This window comes from Streptomyces sp. TLI_185, from assembly GCF_003814765.1.
Lineage (GTDB): Bacteria > Actinomycetota > Actinomycetes > Streptomycetales > Streptomycetaceae > Streptomyces.
The window spans coordinates 9,503,961-9,527,995 of sequence record NZ_RKRB01000001.1 but is presented as its reverse complement, the minus strand read 5'-3'; the positions used below and the strand labels follow the sequence as shown (position 1 = coordinate 9,527,995).

Here is a 24,035-nt window from a genome sequence, read left to right as displayed (position 1 = left end):
GGGTTCGGACAGCAGATGCCCGGATCGGAGATCCTTTCGGGGCTGGGGCGTACGGATCAGGGACTGTGTGCGTACGCGACCGCAGCTTGAATCTCTTTCACCAGGGCCCGGCGGGCGGGTTGACGGCTGCGCGGCCCGCCCGCCGGGCAGTACGACGATGCGCCAGCAGCGCCATCAGTACAATCGAAAGAAATTGAAGCTGCTTTCACAAATGCTTAAGGCGGTCGCGATGAGCCTCGATGTACGCCGCATGCTGGTGCTGGCCGAGGTGGCTCGCCGGGGCTCCATCACGGCGGCCTCGATCGCCCTGAGCTATACGCCCTCGGCGGTGTCCCAGCAGATCAGCAGGCTGGAAGCGGAGGCCGGGCAGCCGCTGATCGCGCGGCACCCCCGGGGCGTCACGCTCACCGAGGCCGGCCGCACTCTGGCCGAGCATGCCGCACGGATCGATCGCCAGTTGCGAGCCGCACGCCGATCCCTCGATGACATCGCGGGCCTGCACAGCGGGACCTTGCACATCGGTACCTTCCCCACCATCGCCGCATCCCTGCTGCCCCGCGTCGTGCGCGCCTTTCGCACCCGGTACCCGCAGGTTGAACTGGCCGTGCACAGCGACCGCAACGCCGGCCTGATGGACCTCCTCGAGAGCCGGGAGATCGAGCTTTCCTTGATGTGGGACTACCCGTGGCGGCGCCTGGACGAGACCAACCTCGATGTCACCCATCTGCTGGACGACCACACCTGCCTGGTCGTCGCCACCAGCCACCCGCTCACCGCCCGGCACTCCGCCGGTTTTGAGGAGCTGGCCGAGGAGAACTGGATCGTCCGGGGCGATCACCCGGTCGCCGAGCTGCTCACCCGTAGCTGCCGTGCCGCCGGCTTCGAGCCGAAGATCGCCTACCGGGCACACGACTACCAGGAAGCCCAGGCCATGGCGGCGGTCGGCCTGGGCATCACGCTCGCCCCCAGGTTCGCCCTGGCCAGCCTGCGGGACGACGTCACCACCATCGACCTGGGCCCCACGGCCCCCGTTCGCCGCATCCTGCTCACCCGGCTGCGTGACAATCCACCGACACCGTCAGCCAAGGCCATCGCAGAACTGTTCATCGAGACCGCCGGGACCCTGCGTTCCTAGACACGCGTTCCGCGGCGTGACGGCCGGCGACCGCCGCCGTCCCGCGGGGCATGCCCAGGACCCGTGGCTGCCGAGCTGCTCGGGCCGATTGCCGCACACAGTCAGAGTCGGATGAAGGAGGCCCGGGACTGTTCGAACGGCAGGTTCGTCATGCCTGCGCCCACACGGGCACGTGGTGCCTTCTCGTAGAGCGGCAGACGATCCTCTGTTCGTGGTGGCGGTCACGTGGGCGTCGGACGGATGCCTTCGCTCAACCCGGTGTGTACGCCGCAGCGAAGAGCGGCGTCGGCCAGCGTTCTTGTGACCGCCACCACGAACGAAGAAGTCGACGGTTGTGATCGCGCTGACGGCGGGCGTCGCCCTGCCCGCGGCGCTGCTGGCCCTCGCGGCGCTGCGGCCCTCGGCCACACACCGGTCCAGCACGTGCGGGGCACTGGCAGCCGGGGTGCAGGAAGACGGCCGCCGGGCGTTCGGAGCGGGACTTAAGATGATCTGCATGACGTCCTCCGGCCAGATCCGTGAACCGACGAGGCGACCGCGGGTCGGGCGCAGTGCATTCCTGGCATGCACCCCCCTGTATTGGGGCTTGGCGCGGAGCACCGCCCTGTTGGACATCGACCTTGTCCAGGACACACCGGACCGGCTGACGGGACGGTTGCTCTCCGGCGACCTGGACCTCAGCTCGATCTCATTGGTCGAGTATCTGCGGCACAGCGATGACCTCGTGATGCTGCCCGACATCGCCGTCGGAAGTGACGGGCCGATCCAGTCCTGTGCGATCGTCACGAAAGTGCCGCTGAGCGCGTTGGATTGCCGCACGGTCGCACTCGCCGGGACCAGTCCCACCTCCGCACAGATGTCCCGGCTGCTGTTGGAGCAGCACTACGGGGTCACTCCGAGGTATGTAACGCGGCCGCCTGATCTTGAGGTCATGCTGGATTCTGCCGATGCCGCCGTTCTGACCGGGGACGCCGCCCTGGCGGCGACGATGAACCGGCCCGTCTCTCCCGGCGTTCGGGCGTACGACCTGGGTGAGCTGTGGAGACGCTGGTCAGGGCTGCCTTTCGTACTGGCCGTGTGGGCGGTACGGAAGGAGACAGCGGCGCGGCGGCCGGACATCGTCGGCATGGTGCACCGCAGTCTGCTGGCCGCGCGCGGCCTCGCGCGGAGTGAGTCCCGCGAGCTTGCCGACCGGGTGGCCGTCTGGGAGCCCTTCACCGCCCCGATGCTGCAGGACTTCTTCACCCGGACCCTCGCCTTCTCCCTCGGGAAGCGGGAACGGCTGGGGCTGAGCGAATTCGCGCGCCGTTCGGGATATGTCACGCCGGCTCTCCCCTCTCAAAGCGTGTTGCAGAAGGCCGTGAACAGGCAGCCTGATCTGGACTGTTGACGCATCCGGTCATGCGGCGAGGGCGAGGTTGTGCATGCGGGCGCCGGCCTGGACGGCGTGATGGAGGCCGTCGCCGCGTTGCCGGCAGTCACGAAGGATCTTGTAGTTCTTCATCCGGCCGATCACGTGCTCTACGCGGGCGCGGACCTTGCGGTGCGCGGCGTTGTCCTCCTTCTCGCCCTTGAGCAGCGGCCGGCCGGGCCGTTTGCGGTGCGGGACGATCAGGCCGATGTTGATGCAGGCGCCGTCGCCGAGCACGGTGACGCCCTGGCACTGCTCGGCCAGACGCGAATCCCGCCAGGCTTTCGCATCCGCGGTCGTGCCCGGCACCAGCCGGGCGGCAGCCACCACCAGGCGCGTGTCCGCGTCCACGATGACCTGCACATTCGCCGAGAAGCGGTAGTTACGTGAGGACGTGCCCACCGTGCCGTCGCGGACCGGAATGAGGGTGCCGTCCACGATCCACAACCGCTCGATGGCATCCTGCGGAGCGCGGACGGGCTCAAGCGCGAGCAGCGGGCCAAGGCGCTGGATCACCCGGCAGAAGGTGGCCGGCGAGACGCCGAACAGCGGGGCCAGCTGCCGCATGGTCAGGTTCGTGCGGTAGTAGACCGCCACCAGCAGCACCCGCTCGGCCAGCGTCAGCCGCCACGGCCGCCCCCATCCACAGCCATCCCCACCACGCGCACGCACCGCCCTCAGCAACCGCCCGAACTGATCGATCCGCAGCCCCCTGGACGCTTCCACCCACACCCGCTCGGCCCTCAACACCCCAGCCATACAACGTAGATGCCCTGTTCACGGCCTTCTGCAACACACTTTAAGCACGTCCGAGGCCTGTCGAGCCCAGCGTCTCGCAGGCCCCGGACGTCGGCGCGGGCCACCCCGGCCTCGGGGGGAGGGGAAGGCCGGTGTGCGATGACAGCCCGCGCGGAGCCGGGAGGGGCGGCCGCCACCCTCACAGGGGGCCGCCCGTGCCCGGCCGTACAGGACGCGTCAGCCAGCGGTCATCGCCGTTGCCGCGTATGTCAAGGAGATCAGGGCCAGTACTGCGGCCGGGACGGCCCGGACCGGCGGGTCGCCGTGGCGCAGGTGGACCACCGCCGCGGCGGCCATCAGCAGGGCGAGACCTGTCGCGGCGGCCACGCCCAGCGGCGTCCAGGTCAGCCCCGTCAGCAGACCGGCGACGCCGGCCACCTCCAGCGCGCCGACGACGCGATAGAGCCGTACCGACATGCCGAGATGGGCCGCCGCCTGGCGCATGAACGGCGCCGAGGCGAGCTTCGCCAGCCCCAGCGGAAGGAAGACCAGGGACAGGGCGACAGCGAGCACGGTGGTCATGAGGCGGACCTGCCCTTGCGGCGCTCGGCGCCCAGCCGGACGTAGTGGTCGATGAGGTCGGGGCTGTCCACAGTGGCCGGATTGACGACCTGCTCCACCGCGGCGCCCTGGAGCAGTCGCTTGATCGGGACCTCCAGCTTCTTGCCGGTGCGGGTGTGCGGGATGCCCGGCACTTCGAGGATCTCGTCGGGGACGTGGCGGGGTGAGGCGCCGGTGCGGACGGCGTCGCGGATCTTCTCGCGCAGGGAGTCGTCCAGGGTCACCCCGGCCGCCGGGACCACGAACAGCGGCATCCAGTAGCCGCCGTCCGGCTCCTCCGCGCCGATGACGAGGGCCTCGGCGATCTCGGGGAGACGTTCGACGACATCATGGATGTCGGCGCTGCCGAGCCGTACACCGTTGCGGTTGAGCGTCGAGTCGGAGCGGCCGTGGATGATCACCGAGCCGTGCCCCGTGACCGTGATCCAGTCGCCGTGTCGCCACACCCCGGGGTACGCCGAGAAGTAGGCGTCGCGGTAGCGGGTGCCCTCCGGGTCGTTCCAGAAGTACAGCGGCATCGAGGGCATGGGGCGGGTGACGACCAGCTCGCCGACCTGGTCGATGACGGGGAAGCCCTCGGCGTCGTACGCGGCCAGCGCCACGCCCAGGTGCGGTGCGGACAACTCGCCTGCCCAGACCGGGGCGTTGGGGGCGCTGCCGGCGAAGCCGGAGACGATGTCGGTGCCGCCGCTGATGGAGGCCAGCAGAACGTGCTCGCCAACGTGCTCGCGGACCCAGGGGTAGGCGGAGGCGGGCAGGGCGGAGCCGGTGCAGCCGACTACGCGGATCGAGGACAGGTCGTGCGCGGACGGGTCGATGCCGAACTTGGCCATGCCCAGCAGGTATTGGGGGCTGGTGCCGAAGACGGTGACCCGGTGGCGGGCGGCCAGATCCCACAGGACGTCGAGCTTGGCGAAGGGCGCCGGGCTGCCGTCGTACGTACAGGTCGTCGCGCCGGTCAGGAGAGTGGAGGCGACAAGGTTCCACATCATCCAGTGGGTGGTGGTGTACCAGAGGAGGCGGTCGCCGGGGCCCAAGTCCGAGTGCAGCCCCAGGGTTTTCAGGTGCTCCAGCAGCACGCCGCCGTGGCCATGGACGATGCCCTTGGGCAGGCCGGTGGTGCCGGAGGAGAACACGACCCACAGCGGATGGTCGAACGGGACCGGTACACAGGCGAGTTCCTCGGTACGGGTGGAGGCATCCTCCCAGGGGACCACCAGCGACGGGTACGCCTGCAAGGGCCAGGGCAGGCCCATGTGGTCCACCAGCAGGGTCGCCTTCAACGTGGGGAGGGCGTGGGCGAGTTCGAGGACGGCGTCGCGGCGGTCGTGGGTAGTGCCGTTGAAGAGATAGCCGTCGGCGGCGATCAGGACGATGGGTTCGAGCTGGGCGAAGCGGTCGGCTGCGGCCTTGGGCGCGTAGTCCTGACCGCACACCGACCACACGGCGCCCAGGCTCGCGGCGGCGAGGAACGTGACGATGGCGTGCGGGGTGTTGGGCAGATAGCCGACGACCCGGTCACCCTTGCCGACGCCGAGGTCGCGCAGGGTGGCGGCCACCGACGCGACCAGGGCACGCAACCGGGCGCCGGTCACCTCGTATCCGGCACCGGTCTCGTCGAGGGCAATGATCGCCACGTCGTCGTCGGCCAGGTTGCGCAGGGCATGGTGGGCGTAGTTGAGGGTGGCGCCGGGGAACCAGCGGGCGTCCGGCATCCGCTCCTCGGCCAGCACCTGCTCGTAGGGGGTGTCGGCGTTGATGTCGAAGTACTCCCACACCGCGCCCCAGAAGCCCTCCAGGTCGGTGACCGACCACTGATGCAGGGTGGCGTAGTCCTCCGGGTCCATGCCCTGGAGCCGGGCGAAGTCCGCGATGCGACTGGCGGCCGCCGTCTCCGGTTCGGGTGTGAAGAAGGGCGTGCTCATCGCGTCGTACTCCTCAACAGGCTTTTCGGGGCCGTCCGTTCGGAAGGGACAGGGCTTCGTGTGGTGTGCAGGAGGGGTGCCCAGGCGGCGGTCGAGGTGAAGTCGCGGCCGCCTGCCGGGACGATGTCCATGACGACGCGGTCGGGCCGTAGCAGGACCGCATCTGCGTGTCCGGCGCGCAGCCAGGCGGCGAGGGTGCCGTCGTCGCCGAGGTCGGTCACCGGGACGGCGTGAACGCCGAGACTGTGGGCGAGCGCGGTCAGGGAAGGGCCGGGCTCGGTGGCGGTCAGTACGGCGAAGGAGTCGCCGAGCGCCTCGTCGAGCCGGGTGGGCCGTCCACCGACGCTCACCCATGGTTGGGGGCAGTGTGTGCCCGCCAGCCTTCGGCGGACACTGCGCCGCACCAGCGGTCCGGCGGTGAGGGGTGGGCTGAGGTCGCGGCCGGCCAGCTCGGTCAGGCCGGGTATGCGGCAGGCGGCGGCCAGGGCCCTGCGGCGGAGCGCGGCGGCGCCGTCCTGGCCGCCGGTCATGGCCCAGCCCATGGCGACCGCGAGGCGGACCACACGCCGTGCGTGCGGCCTGCGTTCGCTCTCATAGCTGTCCAGCAGCCGTTCGTCGCCGCCCTGCTGGAGGACGCGGGCGAGTTTCCAGGTGAGGTTGTAGGCGTCCCGCAGTCCCGAGCACAGTCCCTGTCCGATGAACGGCGGGGTGAGGTGGGCGGCGTCGCCGAGCAGGAAGACCCGTCCGCTGCGCCAGCGGTCGGCGACGCGGGCCCGGAAGGTGTACTGCGTCTCGCGGACCACCTCGAAGTCCCCGTCGTAGGAGGGCGGCAGCCACGGGGCGATCAGTTCGCGGACCGTCTCCTGCCCTTCTCCTTCACGGAGCCGGAACTCCCAGCGGTAGCGGGTCTCGTTCACCCGCATGAAGGTCCCCGGCTGGTCCGGGTCGCAGACCTGGTCGACGCCCTCCCAACAACGGACGGGGCCCGTGGTCTCGGCGTCGATGACGGTCCACTTCTCCTCGAAGTGCAGGTCCTCCCAGGCGCCGCCGATGGTTTCGCGGGTGAGGCTGTTGGCGCCGTCGCAGCCGAGGACTGCGTCGGCCCATAGCTCGTGATCGCCGGTGTCGTCGCGGTAGGTGACGCGTACGGGGCCGGTGGAGTCCGGGCCGACGCCGGTGACCTCCACGCCGCCGCGCAGTTCGCACTCGGGGCGCCGGGCCAGGGCGTCGCGCAGCACGCGTTCCAGCTCGGGCTGGTCGAACATGCTGGACTGCGGATACCCGTGGTGCCCTTGCGGGGAGCGCCGGAACTCGGCCATCACCCGGTGCCGGGCATCCAGCAGCCGTAGTCCGTTCGCCGGGCGGGAGATCGCGGTGAACTCCTCGCCGACTCCGGCGGCCTGGAGGATCCGGTGGATCTCGTCGTCATTGGCGACGGCGCGCGGGAGCGGATAGACATCCCGGTGGCGTTCGAGGACGACACTGCGGACTCCGCGCCGGGCCAGCAGAAGGGCGGCGGTCACGCCCACCGGTCCGGCCCCGACGATCACGACGGGCACGCGTGCGGCTTCATCGACGGTCATGTGCGGCTCACCTCGGGTATTAGTTCGCGTCCGCGACGGGCGTGCGCTGCTCGCCGAGGCAGATGCGGCCGTCGGGGGTCGCGATCGTCGCCGTGATCACGTCGCCCGGGTTCAGGTAGTGCGGGTTCTTCGCCTGGCTCTTGAAGAACGCCTTCCACTTCACAGCCGGCGGCAGCAGCGCGCCGATCTTCTCGACGGCCTTCGGCGGGGCCTTCAGGGCCGTGCCGCCGGGGGTGCCGGTGAGCAGCAGGTCGCCGGCGTCCAGGGTCTGGAAGCGGGCCAGCAGGGTGAGTGCCTGTGCCGGGCGGACGATCATGTCGGCGAGGGTGCGGTCCTGGCGCAGCTCGCCGCTGACGCTCAACTTCAGCCGCAGGTCAAGGAGATGGGCGAAGTCCTCCGGCTCCAGCAACGACAGGTACGGACCGGTCGGGGTGAAGGTGGGGTAGGACTTGCTCTCGTAGAACTGCGTCTTGGTCAGCTGCACCTCGCGGGCGCTGATGTCGTTGGTGATCACCAGTCCGGCGACGTACGACGGCAGGTCCCGCTCCTCGACGACGGTGCCGACGGGCAGGGGCGCGCCCATGACGAGCCCGAGTTCGATCTCGTAGTCGAGGAACTTCACGTGGGAGGGGCGGACGACGGCCTCGCTGGGACCGCTGACCGAGCCGGATGCCTTGCGGAAGAAGGCGGGCGGGATGTCGCCCTTGAAGCCCGAATCGCGGGCGTGGCTACGGTAGTTGACCATCTGGGCGACCACCCGGCAGGGCGTGGTGACCGGGGAGAGCGCGACCAGATCGGCGACCGGAGTGCCCGGCCCGCCGGAGGCAGCGGCCTCCCGGACGGCGTCCCGGTCGGCCAGCAGCTCGGCGGTGGTCACGGCCTTGGTCTCGACGGGGACGGCCCGGTCGCCTCGGACGACCCACCAGCCGTCGGCCGTGCGCAGGACATTGGTGCTCATGTCAGTGCCTTCTTCAGAGGGACGGGTCAGGAGTTGGCGGCCTTGAGCAGGCCGAAGAGCCGCGCTGGGTCCATCTCGTTGTCACCGCGCAGGGCCTCGATGACGTCGCGGACCCGCTGCGGCGAGGGGCTCGCGCCGAGGAAGTCGCGGGTGGCCGGCGGGCCCCACTGGGCCAGTCCGCTGGTCGACATGGGCGCCCAGCCGGGCTCGACGTCGCAGGAGAACAGGTCCCCGTCGGCGAAGTGCTCCAGCATGAAGCGGTCGGGGTCGCGCCAGTAGTCGAAGAGCTGGCTGCCCTGGATGTGCCGGCCGATGCCCCAACTGCGCTTGTATCCGCGCTCCTTGAGGTATTCGCCGCCGGCGGCGATGGAGTCGAGGTCGGTGACCTGGTAGGCGGAGTGGACATACCCCGTCCCCGGCCCCAGGTGCATCGCGAGGGTGTGGTGGTCGGCCGGCACACCGCCCAGGTCGCAGCGGATGAACGCCATCGTCGGCCCGCGCCCGCGCTGCCCGTCCAGGAACAGGAAGTCGGACACGATCATCCCGAGGGTGTCCAGGTACCAGTCCAGGGCCCGGGCGAACACGCGTGTCTCCAGCACCACATGGCCCAGCCGCTGGATGCGGGACGGCTCGCGCGGCGGACGCTGCGTGGTGTTCGTACGACGGTGATCCGTACCGAAGTTGAGGAGCAGCGGCTGCTGTTCCGGCAGTGCGGGGAGCTGTTCGCCGCAGTGCACGACCCGGACCGGGAAGCCGGACGGGTCGAGCAGGTCGACGACCTTGCCACCACCAGGAACGTCGGCGTCCCGCACGTCCCTGCCCGTCGCGCGGGCCAGCCGGTCCAGATCGCCCCGCTCGGCGGCGCGAAACGCCGGTCCGATGAAGCGGGACGTACGACCGCGCCGGATCACCATGCAGGGCGAGCCCGCGAAGGTGCCCCGCAGCCACAGCTCGCTCGCGGTGCGCCCGGCGACGCCGAAGCCGAAGTCCCGGGCGAAGATCTCGGCCCGGTCCAGGTCGGGCTTCTCGAACTCCAGCCAGGCCAGGTCCGCCACCTTGATCACGGGATTCCGGGAGCGGCCGGGATGTTCGCCGCGCAGGGCGCCCTGCTCGCTGTGGAGGTCCTGGTGGGCCGTGATGACGTCCCCGTTGACGCGTGTTTCAGACATGGTGCCCTCCGAGCAACATTGCCGTAATGAGGAAATCATCAACTGTGACAGTTCCGTCGTCAAGACGTTCGCCGCAGGAAATGATGAATTCATCAGGACTGCGATCGCCATCGTGCAACCGTTAGACTCTGCGCATGTCTACGTCAGCCCCGCCCAGCAACCGGTTCGAGCGACGTCGCGCAGAGACCCGTGGAGCTCTCGTGCGAGCGGCCCGGCAGATACTCGCCGAGAGCGGCGACACCAGCGCGAGCATCCAGGCGATCGCCGAGCGCGCGGACGTGGGCTTCGGCTCCTTCTACAACCACTTCGACTCCAAGGCGGAGTTGTTCGAGGCGGCAGTGATCGACGCCCTCGAGGAGTTCGCGCAGGAATTCGACGAGCGTCTGACCGGGATCGACGACCCGGCGGAGCGGGTCGCGGGCGGCTTCCGGCTCAGTGCCCGCATGGCCGACTCCCACCCGGAGCTGATGCAGGTCCTGCGCCGCCGTGGCCTCGCGCACATCCACTCGGGCAAGGGGCTGGCCCGACGCGCCCTGCGTGATCTCCAGGTCGGCATCGCCTCCGGCCGCTTCACGCCCGTCGACCCCATGGTCGCCCTGTCCGCACTGGGCGGCACCCTGCTGTCCCTGGTGGAGCTGCGGTTCGCCCGCCCCGAGGTGGACGGCGACGAGGCCGCGGTCAACCTCGCCGAGATGGTCCTGCGGATGCTGGGCCTGCCCGCGGACGAAGCGCACGAGGTCGCCCGACGCCCCCTGCCTGACGCCGCCTGACGACCTCACGCGGACGACGAGTCCGGGTGGAACGTGACCGAGCGGCCTGTGAAGCGGGCGTCGATTCCGTCCTCGCTGGTGGTGACCGACCGCAGCCGGAGCCCTTCCGGCACGTTCTGCAGCGGAATGGGCTCGTCCAGGGCCGTGTCGAGCAGTGATTTCAGCGGAGGGAGCAGTTCGCCCTGCTCCGCGCGTACGTCCGTGAAGGCGATGCGGTTGCCGCCGGCCGCCGAGACGGCCGCGCTCACGGTCACGTCGCCGACGAGCGGCAGACTCGCGGTCGCGTCGACCCGGCCCGCCTCGTCCCCCTGTGACACCTGCACGCCGAGCGCCCTCGACACGTCCGCGTACGACAGGAACGCGGTCGCCGTGACGCTGTCCGCGTGAGCCTCGTCGGCGCTCCCCGAGGTCTTCAGCCCGTCCATCCCGACCGTCAGCTTCGTCACCGGGAGCGGCCGGGTGGTGCCGCCGGCCGGAATGTCGTGGGCGGTCAGGTCGACATGGTCCAGGCTGCCCGCAGCCAGTTGGTTCAGTACGGGAAAGCCCCTGACGTGCACCGACGGCCGATCGGCGGTTCCCATGCCGTCCTGGAAGGCCTTGGCCGTACGGCTTTCCGCGCGGGCCGCGGCGATCCGGTCGACCACGACGCCGCCGACCAGCAGGACCACCAGGGACGAGGCAGCGATGATCATGCGTCGTCTGGTCCGGGTCGGAGGGCTCACGTACACGGAGCTGTCGCCGTAGTAGGGCTCGCCGACGTACTCCTCGTCGCGGTGGGACTGATACATGGTTCTCCTCTTCGAGTGGTGCTTGCTCGGGAAGTGCGCCTACGCGGCGTCGCCCTCGCGCCGGACAAGCCCGTCGACGCACGCCGCAGCGCTGTCTCCGGCCACGCCCATCGCGATCAGGGCGGCGGTCGCGGTGCTGGTGCCGTCGTCGCTCCAGACCCCGCTGTTCACGCAGTCGAGAAGCCCTAGCAGATGCCCCTCCAGCGCCCGGGTCAGGACGACCGGGGGGACGCCGGTCTGGAAGGCGCCCTGCCGTTGCCCGCGGCCGATGATCGCCTCCGTCATGTCCCGCGCGGGGGCCAGGACTTCAGCGAGCCGATCGGCCCCGAGGTCCTGCGGGGCGAGGCGGAGCAGGATGCGGTATCGATCTCCGACGGGCCACACCGCGAGGACGAAGCGCGCCAACTCCGTGACGGCATCCCCCACCGGTGCGCGCGGGACCGCGAGCGCCTGCCGCAAGGCCCACGTGGCCTCCTCCACCAGCCCCTCCATCAGTGCGGCCCGGCCGTTGAAGTGGCCGTAGACCGTACGGCGAACCACTCCCGCCGCCTCGGCGATGTCGCCGAGGCTGCTGTCGGGGTCACGGGCGAGTTCCTGCCGGGCCGCCTCCAGGATGCGGGCCCGCGTGAGCAGAGTGCGGCTGCGTTCCGGGGCGGCTGTCAGGTGTGCGTGGATCATGTCGAACCTCCGGTGGACGGGGGAGGGCGACTCGATAGTTGCACATCGGCGGGCAATAAACTAGTCTGCACATCAACGGGCAATTAGCTGCCCCTGGTGCCGGGCCCCTGTTGGCCCCGCGTGCACCGATCCCATCGATTCCGCACCCCGAAGCCGCCGCTTCACCTCCTGCCGAGGAGCCTGATCATGCCGCTCTTTCCGAACACACCCGTCGAGAAGATGGCGGAGCCCTACCACCGCCGCTGGTGGGCCCTGCTGGTCCTGTGCCTGAGCCTGCTGATCGTCGTCATGGCGAACACGTCACTGGTCGTGGCCGCCCCCGACATGACCAAGGACCTGGGGCTGTCCAGCAGTGACCTGCAGTGGGTCATCGACGGCTACACCGTCCCCTACGCCGCGCTGATGCTGGTGCTGGGCGCGATCGGCGACAAGTACAGCCGCCGCGGCGCCCTCGTCCTCGGCCTGCTGATCTTCGCCGGAGGTTCGGTGATGGGCGGCCTGGTCGACGAGACGAACCTCGTCATCGTCGCCCGCGCGATCATGGGCGTCGGTGCCGCCGTCGTCATGCCGGCCACCCTCTCGCTGCTGGTCGCGATCTTCCCGCGCGCCGAGCGCGCCAAGGCGATCACCGCCTGGTCCGCGACCTCCGGGCTCGCCATCGCCGCGGGCCCGCTGGCCGCCGGCTGGCTGCTGGAGAACCACGCCTGGGGCTCCACCTTCCTGATGAACGTCCCCGTCGCCGTTCTCGGCGTCGTCGGCGCGCTGCTGCTCGTGCCGCCGTCGAAGGCGGAGGGCATGGGCCGCATCGACTACGTCGGCGGTCTGCTGTCGATGGTGTCGGTCGGTTCCCTCGTCTACGCGACCATCGAGGGCCCGCACTTCGGCTGGGGCGTCGGCCCCATCACCGCGGCCGTCGTCGCCGGCGTGGGCCTGCTGGCCTTCGTCGCCTGGGAGCTGAAGCACCCCAACCCCATGCTGAACGTGCGCAAGTTCACCGAGCGTCCCTTCAGCGGCTCGATGATGGCGGTGCTGTTCTTCTTCTTCGGCACCTTCGGCTCGATCTACTACTCCACCCAGTTCCTCCAGTTCGTCCTCGGCTACGACGCCCTGGAGACCGGCATCCGCCTGCTGCCGCTGGCCGGAGCCGTGTTCGTCGGCGCCGCCGTCACCGGCAAGCTGGCTCCGAAACTGGGCGTGAAGATCGTGGTCGGCACCGGCATGGTGATCGGCACCGCGGGCGTCTTCCTGCTCACCCAGATCGAGACGGGCTCGACCTACACCGACTTCCTGACGCCCCTGCTGCTCCTCGGCTTCGCCATCGGCCTGAGCCTGTCCCCGGCCACGGACACCATCATGGGCTCCTTCCCCGAGGACGAACTGGGCGTCGGCGGCGGCGCCAACGACACCGCGCTGGAACTGGGTTGCGCCCTGGGCATCGCCATCCTCGGCTCGCTGCTGGCCACGTCCTACAAGGACAAGCTCACCGACATGGTCGGCGGCCACCTCCCGGCCGAGGCCATGGACGTCGCCAAGGACTCCGTCGGCGGGGGCATCGCGGTCGCCGAACAGGTCGCCAAGAACCCCCAGGGCGGCGCCGAGCAGGCCCAGACCCTGCTGGGCGCGGTGCACGAGTCCTTCGCCCACGCCATCGCCCACACCAGCCTCATCGGCGGCATCATCATGGCCGCCGGAACCCTGATCGTCATCGCCGTCCTGCCCGGCCGCAAGCACACCACCAAGCACGGTGAGGAAGATGCGGCACCGGCTACCGAGGAGCAGACCGAGACCGTGGGCGCCTGAGCCCCGTACACCGGAGGCCGGAACCCCGATTCCGGCCTCCTCCACCCCCATGACGGGCTGTGCCTGAGCGGCGCACGGCCCCGGGACGGTGCCAGGAGGGGACACCCGGCACCGTCCCCCTTTTTTTCGCTGTCCGTCCCGGGTGACTGGGGTGGCGTTCAGCGGACCCTCATAGGTGACCCCAACCGGGACCAGTTCCAGGAAGATTGTCGAAGATCAGGCGCTATGGGGTGGCTTCGGGGGCGGCATGGTTTGGCACCACTGGCTTGACGCCGAGTTGGGCGGTGCAGCGTCGGGGAGCTGGTGATCAAGCCGTTCGGGGAGGGGCGGGGCAGGTGCGGGGGGATCTGAGAAGAGACGCCGCGCGGTTGAGTGCCGGGTGCGGCGCTGCGGATGGTTGGCATGGCGCTGCTCGGCCTGGGCTGGTGGCGAGATCACGCGGGATTCTGGGCGGACAAGGCGTTCCTCACCAATGTCTTCTCGTCCGTGACGACCGCTTGGTTCGGCGTTCCGTTGGCCCTGGTGATCCTCAACCGGGTTGCGATGGTGCAGGCCGAGGCGGTGGAAGCGTGTGCCTGGCGGCGTCTGGCCATGCGGGTGGTCGGCCAATGTGCCGCGTCCGTGCCCTTGCAGTTCCACGGGGCTGCGGCTCGTCTTGAACATGCGTCCGCCGGGCTGCTCGCGGTGGAGCGCACTGCGCAGGCACCATTCAAGGGCTGGGAGCCCGGGCGGGACGACGGCGCTCTCGCTGAGCCCCGTCAGCAGATCACGGATGGGACGTCGGAACACGCCCTGGAGGAGTTCCGAGCCGAGGTATGTCCAGGTAGTTCGGCCGTGCCGGTGGTAGTCGCCTGTGCCCGTGGACCTGATCAGGGAACGAGAATTCGACGCGCATCTGGATGACCTCAACCACGGCAAGGCGGCGCTTGCCGTCCCGATTCCGCCGAATGTGTTCCAAGGCATGCAGGTCGGCCTCGACGAACTGCGCGGTCCGGCCAAGTGTTTCGCTAGGAGGTGCGCATCGTCGAAGATCTGGTCCTGCCCCTCGGGACCCGGTCCGGCGGGCGGAGCGGACCTACCCATATGACGTGGCGGCGCTGGCCCGGCACTACCGCATCGCCACGACGCTGGCGCGGGGGCGGACATGGAAAGACCCCGGCGCTTGGCATCGGGGTCACGTCGAACTGTGGGGGGCGAACTCACGCCTCGGTGGCGGCCATCTCGTCGACGACGATCTGCGCCCGCTTCTCCGGCACACCGGCCGCGATGAGCGTGGTGACGGCCACCCGGGTGCCGTCGTCCTCCAGCGCCCCGGTGTTGACCTCCTCCAGCAGGGCGACCGTCATCGCCTCCAGGCCGACGCTCAGCACCGGGGCCGGCAGGTGGGTGTGGAAGACGCCGTCCCGTTGTCCCTGCTCCAGGATGGCCGTGACCCTGACCCGGGCGGGCTCCAGGATCCCGGCGACACGGTCCATGCCGAGGTCCCGTCGGGCCAGCGCCAGGAGCATCCGGTACCGGTCGCCCACGGGCCAGAGCGCCAACGTGAAGTGGGCGAGCGCCCGGTCGGCCGGTTCCGTCACCCCCGCGCCGACCGCGACGGCGGCCTGAAGGGCCTCGGCGGCCTCCTCGGCCAGCGCGTCCAGGAGCGCGGCCCGGCCGGGGAAGTGCCCGAACAGCGTGCGTCGTACGACACCGGAGGCGCGGGCGAGCTCCTCCAGGGTGATGTCGGGGTTCCGGCCGAGCTCCTGGCGGGCGGTGGCCAGAATGCGGGCCCGGTTGGACCGGGCGTTGCGTCGCTGGGGCACACGGCCGACGGGCTGGGACACGAAAGCAACCTCGAAGAAACCAGGGCGGAGAATGGACTTCACCATTCTGGCACGCGGGCCCCGACCGACCCGCGGCCGCATCCGGGCCGGTCGGGACCTGGTCAGGCGGGCAGCTCCTTGATGTCGGACGGCTCCTGCGGCTCGATGCCGTTGAAGCGGTGCCGGAAGTCGCTGGAGGCGGGGTACGCGGCGCGGCGGGAGCGCATGATCGAGCCCAGCGGGCGGTGGGCCTCCAGGGCGTGCCAGGGGCTGAAGGAAAGGACGTCGTCGGCGTAGCGGCGGCGGGCGTCGCTGTAGGCGTCCTGGGCGGGCAGATGCAGCACGGCCACGGTCTGGTGCGGTGACAGTTCCTCGGGCCACAGGACCGAGGCGTCCTCCACCGGCATCCGGTCGATGTCCGTGCACAGCTGGGCCCGGATGTCGTACTCGGCACTGTTGTGCGCGAAGAAGTCAACGACGAGGTCCCTCAGCGCCGACTCGCCGGCCTTCTTGGCGACCTGGCTGCCGGTGAGGGCCCTGACGTTCGCCGAGCGGGGCGCGGCGGACATCTTCGCCACGTGGTCGCCGTAGCGCAGCGCGGCCATGGAGTGGAAGGTCTCGCCGAGGATGTGGTCGTTGGCGGCGGCCAGGGTCTCGACGGCGGGCGGAAGCGGACGTCCGACGCGCGTGAGGGCCTTGGCGGCCACTCGGGCGGCCGCGCCGGTGAGCTGGAGCTGCTGGTCGCTCTGGCCGGGCTGTTTCTCCAGGATGCCCTGGAGTTTGGCGTATTCGGCGATGTTGCCGAAGGGCAGGGTGGGGTGGTTGACGAGGAGGAAGTCCTGGGTAGTGAAGCCGTCGTCGAGGGCGCGGGCCCCAGGGGCGCCGATCACCTTCATCGCGAGGCCGCGCTGGACGGGCACCTGGTCGGAGCGCAGGTCGCCGGGGGCGGAGGAGAAGCGGACGATCACCGGGTAGGCGGCCGGTGCGGCGAAGAGGCCCTGGGCGAGGTGGGCGGGCAGGTCGGGCTGGATGCGCAGTTCGCCGACGAGGACGCCGTGGCTCTTGGCGTGAGCGTCGCGCAGGCCGTGCCGGTGTTTGTCGGCGACCTGCTGGTTGGCCTTGCCCATGGCCGCGACGACCTGGCGGACGAGTTCGTCCTCGTCCGGAAAGGGCTGTTCGAGGTCAGGGCTGTAGCGGACGTACGAGGTCATGGGGAGTGCCTCCGCGCGAGGTGGGGTCAGTTGCTGCCGAGCCAGCGGATGGCGGACAGGCTGGGCATGAAGAAGTACTCGCCGCCGAGCAGGGTGTTGAAGGACTGGATGTTCTGCACCCGGCGCGGCGGGGTCCCGGGCACGGTGAAGTAGGCGCCCTTGTCCTGGAGCGAGATCATCGGGTCCTTCTCCTTGCCCAGGCCCATGAAGTTGCCGGAACCGACCCATTCGCTCTGCAGGAACTCGACGTTGTCGATGGCCCGCGCGCCGAGGGCGATGAAGTCCAGGCCGCGCGGTGTGCCGTCGTCCTTGAGGCGGTCCGAGGGAAGCGGGGTGCCGTAGGAGGTGCCGCGCCGGATGATGCGGCGGATGTTGACGTCGGTGAGGACCGTCAGCTTGGTGTCGCGCGGGTTCATCCGGCGGATGTGGGAGCCGAGCGGGGTGCGCAGCCCGCGCGGGTCGGCGGAGTAGTCGAAGTCGTTGATCCGGTTCGGGTCCTCACCGATCGCGGGGGTGTCCCGTTCCGGGGTCAGGGCGAGCGGTGCGCCGCTGCGCCAGCGGCCGACCAGCTTGGCGGCCAGCAGTTCGCGTTCGGCCTCGGTGGAGGCGTTGTCGTGCAGCCACTTGTTGAAGGCCGCGACGTGGGAGTGGTACTTGCGGAAGACGACGTAGGTGCCGTTGCGGCCCAGGACGTCCGGAGCCGGCACCGGCAGCGGCACGCCGGTCTCGCTCGGGTAGCCGAGGACGAACTCACCGGCCTTGATGGGCCGTCCGTCGCCGGGCAGAGGTTCGGCGCCACTGCCCTCGACCACCGGCTGGCTGAAGCCGTCCCGGTAGCCGAAGACGTTGAACCCGTCGGCCGCGAAGTCCTGGTGCGACAGCAGCCGGACGCCCGGTACCTCGCCCATCTCCTTCTCATAGGCGGCGACTTCGGCCCGCCAGTCGTCCTCGCTCGCGGCGTAGACCGAGACAGCCACGTGCACCCGCGGGGTGCCGAAGGGGAACTCCCAGCGGTCCGGCGCGTTCACGCCGGTGTCCCGCAGCCGCTCGGCGCGGGCTGCCATCCCGGCGCGGAAGTTGGCCGGGAAGGAGGCCAGTGAGGTCTCAGGCAGCCCCAGTGCGACCAGTCCCTGGTAGCTCATCGCAAGGGCCAGCCAGGAAGGCTGCGGCTCGTCCCAGCGGGCCGCCGATGTCACCCGCGGGGCCAGTCGGCGCAGCAGTTCCCTGCCCGCGGCCGGTTCGGTGATCTCCAGGATCGCGTGGGTGCCGAAGTAGGGCTCGGGCCGGGCCCGCAGCAAGGTCGCCTGGATGTCGTCGAGGTCCAGGGTGGGCGGGCGGCGCAGCCGCCGGAACAGCGGGGAAGGCATGGTGCGCCTGCCTTCAGTTGAGGTCCGAAAGGAAACGCTGCACGGCGGCCTCCTGCCGCTTGAGCCGGTGGCCCTCCGCGACGGTGAGGCCCGGGTGGGCGACGAACCACGCCTCGGCCGGGATCTGGTACTTGACGATGAAGTCCTTCACGTCCGGGGCGGTGATGCCGGGCCAGCCCTCGACATTGCTGAACAGGTAGTCCATCATCTCGGGGATCTTGGTGGCGAAGTCGTCGATGTACGCGTCCCACTCGCCGTCGAAGGCGGTCGCGAACAGCAGCTTCGTGTCGTTGTCGAGGAACACGAACCGCATGTTGTGCAGGGTGCCGACCTGACCTGCGCCCGCCAGGTTCCCGCCGATCAGCCGGAAGAACTTCCGCAGGTGCGCCGCGCCGTTCGGCTTCAGCGGCAGGATCGTCGTCAGCTCGGACACCTCACCGCTCTTGGCACCGATCCGGCCCGCGGTGGTGACCGCGTGTTCGGCCATCTCTCCCTTGTCCACGAGCACCTCGGCGGCCTTGACCTTGAGAGCGATCTTCGCGTCCAACAAGGCGGTCTCGACCTTCTCGCGGACCGCATCGGGGAACTGCTGGAACTTGGCGTGCAGGTCTGTCTCGCTCATGGCGCCTCTCCTTGGGCGTGGGCGGCAATACTTCACGTATCGCCATAAATAGGCCACCACGGAGTGGCGGGCAAGCGGGACGAGCCCCACTTTCTGACCATCTCCGCAGGACTGATTACATCATCAGTTCGCCGATTCGGCTTGTCAATGCACTACTCGCAAGCAGTCGCATGGCGCTCGCCACTATGAGACAGATTGACCCACAGCATCTCTGTGAGTCATCGTGTCTCACAGGTGGTACACCTCGACCCACCCATCACTCGAAGGAGTTCCCGATGGCGGATCACTTCTCCGGACCGCGCATCCTCTTCGACCCTGCGTCCGACGTCGCCGACGTCTTCGCCTTCCCCAGCCCGGACCGCCCCGGCTGCCTGGTACTCGTCCTCGACGTGTTTCCGGCCGCCGCTCCCACCGCGCTGTTCTCCGACGCGATCACCTACCGCTTCCGGGTCCGGCCGGTCGCCCCGGCGACAGATCGGGCCGCGTTCACTGTCGGCGACACCGAGTACGGCCTCGACTTCACCTTCGCCACGCCCGGTCAGATCCCCGGCAGCGACGAATCGGTCCAGATAGGCACCTGCACGACGCCCAGCGGTGAGCAGGTCCGCTTCCAGGTCGGCGGCGACACACCCGCCGAGGCCGAAGGGCTGAGGATCTTCGCCGGACCACGACTCGACCCGTTCTTCATCGACCTCGCAGGCGTTCTGGCCGCCGACGCCACGCAGAAGCTGGCCTTCCGGCCCGGCGCGAACAACGTCCTCGAAGGGATGAACGTGCTGAGCATCGTCGTCGAGGTGGACCCCGAAGTGGTGTTCGGCCTGGACTGTGGCCCCCTGCTCGGCGTCGTCGGCGAGACCGTGACCTCCGGCGGGCGCCCGGTCCGGCTGGAACGCATGGGCCCCGAGATCAAGAATGTCGTCCTGGCGAGCAAGAGCTTCGACCCCGTCAACAGCGACCTGGAGATCCGAGACCTCTACAACGAGGAGGATGCCTTCGCTGTGCGACCGGACTACGCCGGGGCCTACCGGGCGCGATTCGACGCCAACCTGGCCTTCTTCGACCGCCTCGACGGCGAGCTCGTCTGGCCGCCGGACGACCAAGGCACCCACCCGCTGACGGAACTCCTCCTGGCTGACTTCCTTGTCGTCGACATCTCCAAGCCGTTCGCCGAGGACAGCTGCTTCGAGATCGAGACCGCGCTGCTCGCCGGACGTGAGCACACCACCTGCGGTGGCCGTGCGCCCAACGACGACATCGTGGACACCCTTTACACACTCCTGGTGGGCGGCGTCGACGGCCCGCGCATCAGCGACGGCGTCGACCAGGCCACCCGGCCGGCCACACACGACTTCCCATACCTCGTGGCCCCCAACCCGGACCCGCCGGACCTCATGACAGTGATGACCGCGCTGCTCGCCCCGCCGCAGCCGGAGGAGGAAGCGGCATGAAGAACCGGCGCGAGCCGACCGACCAGGAACCGGTCACGACCGACGGCACCCTGGCCCTGGTGAACCTGTCGGCCCAGATCGACGGCCTGGCAGCACCCGTACGCCGGGCAGACTCCACCGCACCCCTCGCCGTCGCACAACAAGCGGCCCTGGTCGACCTCGTTACACTCCGCGGACACCTCCTGGGCCGCGTCGCCGACTACGAGCAAGCCGCACAGCTCTCCGAACACATGGTGTGGAACGCACCTGACGACCGTGCCGCCCTGCTGGCCCGAGCCCGGACCCGGGCGACCCTGCACCGGTTCGCCGAGGCCATGGCCGACCTCGACGCGGCACGCCGGGCCGGCGCGGCGCAGGCCACTCTGGACGCGGAACGGGCGGCGATCCTGCAAGCGGTCGGCTGCTACACCGAAGCCCACTCCTTGCTGCGGAGCGCAGCCCTCCACCAGTCCGACTTCACGATGCTGTCGGCTCTCGCCGTGCTCCAGGCGGAACGCGGCGAGACCGCCGAGGCGGAGCACGTGTTCGACGAGGCGCGCGCCGCCTACCGGGGTGTCTCGCCCTTCCCGCTCGCCCAACTGGACTTCCGCCGCGGGGTGATGTGGCTGCGCGAAGGTGACCTGCCCACGGCTCGGTCCTGGTTCGACGCGGCCCGGCGCCGCGTGCCGGGCTACGCACCGGCGACCGGCCATCTCGCCGAGGTCGACCTGCTCCTGGGTGACCCCGAGACCGCTGTGACCCGTCTGCGCCCGCTGGCGGAGACGAGCGACGACCCCGAGTACATCGCCCACCTCGCGCTTACCCTGCGAGCGGCAGGCCGCCACCAGGAGGTCCAACCGTGGCGGGACCGGGCAGCGAGACGCTACGAGGAACTGGTGACGCGCCACCCGGAGGCGTATGCCGACCACGCCGCCGACTTCTGGCTCATGGTCGGAGGTGATGTCGACCGAGGGCTCCAACTCGCCCTGCAGACCATGGTCATGCGGCAGACAAGCCGCTCGTACGCGCTGGTCCGGCGCGCCCGCGAGGCTAGCGGCAGGCTGACAGATGCCTCCGGATCAAGAAGCCCTGCGACTAGCATGTGAGGCAACTTGTCTCACACGAAGGGCGGCGCATGCAGGAGGAACGAGTCGATCCACGCCAGGTGCGCAGCCGCGAGGCCATGGTGGCCGCGGCCACCACGCTGCTCACCGAGGGCGGCCTGGAGGCCGTCACGCACCAAGCGGTTGCCACCCGAGCCGGGGTCGGCCGGGCCACGGTGTACCGCCACTGGCCCGACGTGCTCGGTCTCCGTCTGGCGGCGCTGCAGGCTGGTATGCCACCCCTGTCACCGGCGCCCGAGGACGTGCGGGCGGCGTCAGGTGATGAGCCGCGCGCCGAGCTGGTCCATTACCTGCGCCAGCTCGGCGAGCGGCTCGACGACGCCCAGGCCGGGGCGGTTCTCGCCGCCGTACTGGGCGGGGCACAGTACGACGACGGGATGCAGCACCTCCGACAGACACTGCTGACCCAGATTGTGGACGCCCTGCGGCCCGCCATCACTGCGGCCGTCAACCGGGGGCGGCTGCGCGATGACGTCACGGCCGAGACGTTCGCCATGACGGCTGTCGGCCCACTCGTCTACCAGCGTTTTCTTGTGGGCGCCCGGCTCGGTCACGACACGGTGGATGCGGTGGTGGATGCGGCACTACGGGCGTGGGCGCCGTAGCGATTCCGGTTCGACCCCACTACATTGACGGCTCGCTCCCGTGGAATGGGCGGCGGTCGTCCTGTGCGCCGGCGGCCCCCTCGGGACAGTCGGCGCACAAGCCGTGACAGGAGGCGCGCTCCTGCTCGCGCTCGTGGCCTTCCTGGCCGACCGGGGACGAGGCGTCTGGATCGTCGACCGAGCCCACGATCCTCAGAAGCCGTATCCCAACCGAACGTGATCCCTTGATTCCTGCTGGTCAGGCATGGTTTCGCTTGGGTTGAGGGAGGCATCGCGACGTCTTGTGTCCGCTGCATGGTCGAGGGGGGCGCGGTGGCATCGGTGCTGGGAATGCTGGAGGAGCGAGAGTCGGCAGCCTGCGTTCGGGTGGAGGGCTAACGAAGTGGAGCCGGTTCTCGATGGTCCACTGCGAGCGCACGATCTTCGCGAGACGCTCGGGGGATGCCTGGTGGCTGGTGAGGTCGGTCAGCAAGTAGACCCTCTCGCGGGTGCGTCTGCCCCTCTTCACGCAGGTCCGGTGGCGGACGATCTGCGCGGCGTGCGGGAAGTCGATGCCGAGGGCGGTGACGTCAGGACCTGTACCGTCCGGGTCTCCAACCGCCCGTTGCCGTTGGACCGGTCGTAGAACTTCGCCGTCGCCTTGTCCCAGGGCAGTGTCTTGAGCTGCGCATGAGGGATCGGCTGGTTCTTCTTGACGGGGAAGGCATAGTGCGCGTCCTTCTGCTCGACGAGGAAGTGGGCGTGTGCGCGCTGGGTGTGCAGGGCGTCGGCGGTCACCTCACGCCGGTCAGGTTGTAGGGCTCTAACGGGGCCGCGAAGCAGGTGATTTCGTTGGTCTTGTCCGGCACTCGCAGCTGGGTGACGGCCGTCATGGCACAGGTCACAGCGGCCGGCAGATGTGCGGCCGGGCTGTCGCCGCTGCACGAGCCGCGGGTGCTCTTGCCGTCCACGGCCGGGGTGTCGGACCCGGCCGGGTCGGCGCCGAGCAGGTCGGCCAGGCCGCCGGGACAGGTGGTGTTGATGATCCGGCGGACGGTCGCCGGGCTCGGCGCAACGCGGACGGCGAACACGCTGGTGGTGCGGGCACCGAGCCGGGCGAGAGCCCCCTGCGGAGCGTTCTTGGCCCACTGGCCGATCACGGCGAACGAGGGGCCCGACCAGTACGGCCGAGCACGCGATCAGCAGCACGCTCACGAACGGGTGACGCTTCCCGCGCCGGTGCCGCGGATCAGCCAGTGTGGCCAGCCGCTGCGGCAGTCCCGACAGTGCGCGGTGCTGACGCGAGGGCGACTTGATCTGGCAGATCGCACCGACGTGCGTACGACACCGGCGCCGGCGAGGGAGCGGTCCCCGCCGGCGCGCCGGTGAGGGTGCGCCGCACCGTCACCGAGCGGCTGGAGCCCCGAGAGTCCGCTTGAGGAAGGCGATCTGGTCGGGAACCACCTGGTCGAAGCCCTCCCCGACGTAGGGGTCCCAATGGCCGCCGGGGTAGGCGAGCAGCTTGCCGTGCGGAGCCGCGGCCGCGAGAGCGGCAGCGGGGCCCGGCGGCGTGAGGTCGTCGTGGTCCATCACCTGGACCAGCAGGGGGCAGGTGAGCCGGGGGGCGGCCGCGACGGCGCGGAAGAAGGGCAGCGACAGGATCACGCGCGCGCTGACCTCGTTGTCGTAGGGCACTTCCGCCGGAAGGAGGCGCAGCATTCCCTCGTAGGCGTCCGGAGTGGCCAGCACGGCGCCCTGCTCACCGCGGCGGCCCACGGCCTTCACGGTGTACGGCTCACGGCCGAGGCGAGCCCCGAGGGCGTCCCGGACGCCCGCCACGCCCAGGCCCAGCACATGGGTCGCCGACCTCTTCACCATGTGCACCAGCGCGGCCCGGCCGTCGGCGAGGGGCGCCTGCGACACCACTGCGGCGATGCTCGGGTCCTCCGCGGCGACCAGCACCACGGTGCCGCCGGACATGGAGCTGCCCCACACAGCGACACGCCTGGAGTCGACCTCAGGACGGGACCTCGCCGCGGAGACGGCGGCGTGATAGTCGGCGACCAGCCGCTTGATCTCGAGCAGGTTGCGCGGACGCCCGCTGGACTCGCCGAAGGACCGGTAGTCGAAGACCAGGGCGCCGAGCCCCTCGGCGGCGAACCGCTCGGCGTAGGCTGCGAGCCGCATCTCCTTGATGCCGCCGAAACCGTGCGCCAGGACGACGCAGGGGGCGGGTCCGTCGACGCCTTCGGGGGCGTACCACCAGGCGTCCAGTTCGTCTCCGTCGATCGGGATCCGTATGGGCAGACGTTCACCCAT

General features: G+C 70.0%; 23 protein-coding genes. 8 read left to right on the top strand and 15 right to left on the bottom strand.

Features of this window, described 5'->3' with window-relative positions:
• The first annotated feature begins 157 nt into the window (after positions 1-157).
• Together EDD92_RS43815 and EDD92_RS43810 are read left to right on the top strand one after the other, a co-directional pair.
• Positions 158-1,135 (top strand): LysR substrate-binding domain-containing protein, encoded by a 978-nt coding sequence (locus tag EDD92_RS43815; protein WP_311736802.1) that lies wholly within the window; start codon positions 158-160, stop codon positions 1,133-1,135.
• Positions 1,136-1,469: 334 nt separating this feature from the next.
• Positions 1,470-2,525, top strand: coding sequence for a menaquinone biosynthetic enzyme MqnA/MqnD family protein (locus EDD92_RS43810; RefSeq protein WP_260327171.1), 1,056 nt, complete (start codon positions 1,470-1,472; stop codon positions 2,523-2,525).
• Positions 2,526-2,534: 9 nt separating this feature from the next.
• Here EDD92_RS43810 and EDD92_RS43805 read toward each other — a convergent pair whose 3' ends face one another.
• The 6 genes from EDD92_RS43805 to EDD92_RS43780 form a co-directional block, all read right to left on the bottom strand.
• The gene (locus EDD92_RS43805) at positions 2,535-3,305 is read right to left on the bottom strand and encodes a transposase family protein (RefSeq protein ID WP_123969409.1); all 771 of its coding nucleotides are present in this window, start codon (positions 3,303-3,305) and stop codon (positions 2,535-2,537) included.
• Positions 3,306-3,521: 216 nt separating this feature from the next.
• A complete protein-coding gene (locus EDD92_RS43800; RefSeq protein ID WP_123969408.1) occupies positions 3,522-3,866 on the bottom strand; it encodes a DoxX family protein in 345 nt (114 codons plus the stop codon).
• Positions 3,863-5,830, bottom strand: coding sequence for an acetoacetate--CoA ligase (locus tag EDD92_RS43795; RefSeq protein ID WP_123969407.1), 1,968 nt, complete (start codon positions 5,828-5,830; stop codon positions 3,863-3,865). The genes EDD92_RS43800 and EDD92_RS43795 overlap by 4 nt, the downstream gene beginning before the upstream one ends.
• On the bottom strand, positions 5,827-7,413 hold the full coding sequence (locus EDD92_RS43790; protein WP_123969406.1) for a bifunctional 3-(3-hydroxy-phenyl)propionate/3-hydroxycinnamic acid hydroxylase: 1,587 nt from the start codon (positions 7,411-7,413) through the stop codon (positions 5,827-5,829). Before EDD92_RS43790 ends, EDD92_RS43795 begins: the two co-directional genes overlap by 4 nt.
• A 19-nt stretch (positions 7,414-7,432) precedes the next feature.
• On the bottom strand, positions 7,433-8,371 hold the full coding sequence (locus EDD92_RS43785) for a fumarylacetoacetate hydrolase family protein (RefSeq protein ID WP_123969405.1): 939 nt from the start codon (positions 8,369-8,371) through the stop codon (positions 7,433-7,435).
• A gap of 26 nt (positions 8,372-8,397) precedes the next feature.
• The gene (locus tag EDD92_RS43780) at positions 8,398-9,540 is read right to left on the bottom strand and encodes a VOC family protein (RefSeq protein ID WP_123969404.1); all 1,143 of its coding nucleotides are present in this window, start codon (positions 9,538-9,540) and stop codon (positions 8,398-8,400) included.
• Between the two features lie 134 nt (positions 9,541-9,674).
• Here EDD92_RS43780 and EDD92_RS43775 point away from each other — a divergent pair, with 134 nt between their 5' ends.
• The gene (locus EDD92_RS43775) at positions 9,675-10,310 is read left to right on the top strand and encodes a TetR/AcrR family transcriptional regulator (RefSeq protein WP_185124322.1); all 636 of its coding nucleotides are present in this window, start codon (positions 9,675-9,677) and stop codon (positions 10,308-10,310) included.
• A gap of 5 nt (positions 10,311-10,315) precedes the next feature.
• Here EDD92_RS43775 and EDD92_RS43770 read toward each other — a convergent pair whose 3' ends face one another.
• Both EDD92_RS43770 and EDD92_RS43765 read right to left on the bottom strand, forming a co-directional pair.
• Positions 10,316-11,098 carry a DUF2993 domain-containing protein gene (locus EDD92_RS43770; RefSeq protein WP_260327170.1) on the bottom strand — a complete coding sequence of 261 codons (783 nt, stop codon included), beginning with the start codon at positions 11,096-11,098 and terminating at the stop codon, positions 10,316-10,318.
• Positions 11,099-11,137: 39 nt separating this feature from the next.
• Entirely contained in the window at positions 11,138-11,776 is a 639-nt protein-coding gene (locus EDD92_RS43765) for a TetR/AcrR family transcriptional regulator (protein ID WP_123969403.1), read from the bottom strand.
• Positions 11,777-11,962: 186 nt separating this feature from the next.
• Here EDD92_RS43765 and EDD92_RS43760 point away from each other — a divergent pair, with 186 nt between their 5' ends.
• Both EDD92_RS43760 and EDD92_RS43755 read left to right on the top strand, forming a co-directional pair.
• Complete coding sequence (locus EDD92_RS43760; protein ID WP_123969402.1) at positions 11,963-13,576, top strand: MFS transporter; 1,614 nt, start codon at positions 11,963-11,965, stop codon at positions 13,574-13,576.
• A 402-nt stretch (positions 13,577-13,978) separates the two neighbouring features.
• Positions 13,979-14,479: a hypothetical protein gene (locus tag EDD92_RS43755; RefSeq protein ID WP_123969401.1), complete on the top strand. Its 501-nt coding sequence runs from the start codon at positions 13,979-13,981 to the stop codon at positions 14,477-14,479.
• Between the two features lie 296 nt (positions 14,480-14,775).
• Here EDD92_RS43755 and EDD92_RS43745 read toward each other — a convergent pair whose 3' ends face one another.
• From EDD92_RS43745 to EDD92_RS43730, 4 genes are all read right to left on the bottom strand, one after another.
• Complete coding sequence (locus EDD92_RS43745; protein WP_123969400.1) at positions 14,776-15,402, bottom strand: TetR family transcriptional regulator; 627 nt, start codon at positions 15,400-15,402, stop codon at positions 14,776-14,778.
• Positions 15,403-15,503: 101 nt separating this feature from the next.
• The gene (locus EDD92_RS43740; RefSeq protein ID WP_123969399.1) at positions 15,504-16,592 is read right to left on the bottom strand and encodes a catalase family protein; all 1,089 of its coding nucleotides are present in this window, start codon (positions 16,590-16,592) and stop codon (positions 15,504-15,506) included.
• Between the two features lie 26 nt (positions 16,593-16,618).
• Positions 16,619-17,959, bottom strand: coding sequence for a Dyp-type peroxidase (locus EDD92_RS43735; protein WP_123969398.1), 1,341 nt, complete (start codon positions 17,957-17,959; stop codon positions 16,619-16,621).
• A gap of 13 nt (positions 17,960-17,972) precedes the next feature.
• A complete protein-coding gene (locus EDD92_RS43730; RefSeq protein ID WP_123969397.1) occupies positions 17,973-18,581 on the bottom strand; it encodes a hypothetical protein in 609 nt (202 codons plus the stop codon).
• A gap of 275 nt (positions 18,582-18,856) precedes the next feature.
• Here EDD92_RS43730 and EDD92_RS43725 point away from each other — a divergent pair, with 275 nt between their 5' ends.
• From EDD92_RS43725 to EDD92_RS43715, 3 genes are read left to right on the top strand one after another with little or no spacing between them, the layout of a single operon-like run.
• Positions 18,857-20,029, top strand: coding sequence for a DUF4331 family protein (locus tag EDD92_RS43725; protein ID WP_123969396.1), 1,173 nt, complete (start codon positions 18,857-18,859; stop codon positions 20,027-20,029).
• Positions 20,026-21,114 (top strand): lipopolysaccharide assembly protein LapB, encoded by a 1,089-nt coding sequence (locus tag EDD92_RS43720; RefSeq protein WP_123969395.1) that lies wholly within the window; start codon positions 20,026-20,028, stop codon positions 21,112-21,114. Before EDD92_RS43725 ends, EDD92_RS43720 begins: the two co-directional genes overlap by 4 nt.
• 29 nt (positions 21,115-21,143) lie before the next feature.
• Positions 21,144-21,737 carry a TetR/AcrR family transcriptional regulator gene (locus EDD92_RS43715; protein ID WP_123969394.1) on the top strand — a complete coding sequence of 198 codons (594 nt, stop codon included), beginning with the start codon at positions 21,144-21,146 and terminating at the stop codon, positions 21,735-21,737.
• A gap of 504 nt (positions 21,738-22,241) precedes the next feature.
• Here EDD92_RS43715 and EDD92_RS43710 read toward each other — a convergent pair.
• The 3 genes from EDD92_RS43710 to EDD92_RS43700 all read right to left on the bottom strand — a co-directional run bounded on the left by EDD92_RS43710 (position 22,242) and on the right by EDD92_RS43700 (position 24,035).
• The gene (locus EDD92_RS43710) at positions 22,242-22,514 is read right to left on the bottom strand and encodes a hypothetical protein (protein ID WP_123969393.1); all 273 of its coding nucleotides are present in this window, start codon (positions 22,512-22,514) and stop codon (positions 22,242-22,244) included.
• Positions 22,511-22,876, bottom strand: coding sequence for a hypothetical protein (locus EDD92_RS43705; protein WP_123969392.1), 366 nt, complete (start codon positions 22,874-22,876; stop codon positions 22,511-22,513). The genes EDD92_RS43710 and EDD92_RS43705 overlap by 4 nt, the downstream gene beginning before the upstream one ends.
• 244 nt (positions 22,877-23,120) lie before the next feature.
• The gene (locus tag EDD92_RS43700) at positions 23,121-24,035 is read right to left on the bottom strand and encodes an alpha/beta hydrolase (RefSeq protein ID WP_123969391.1); all 915 of its coding nucleotides are present in this window, start codon (positions 24,033-24,035) and stop codon (positions 23,121-23,123) included.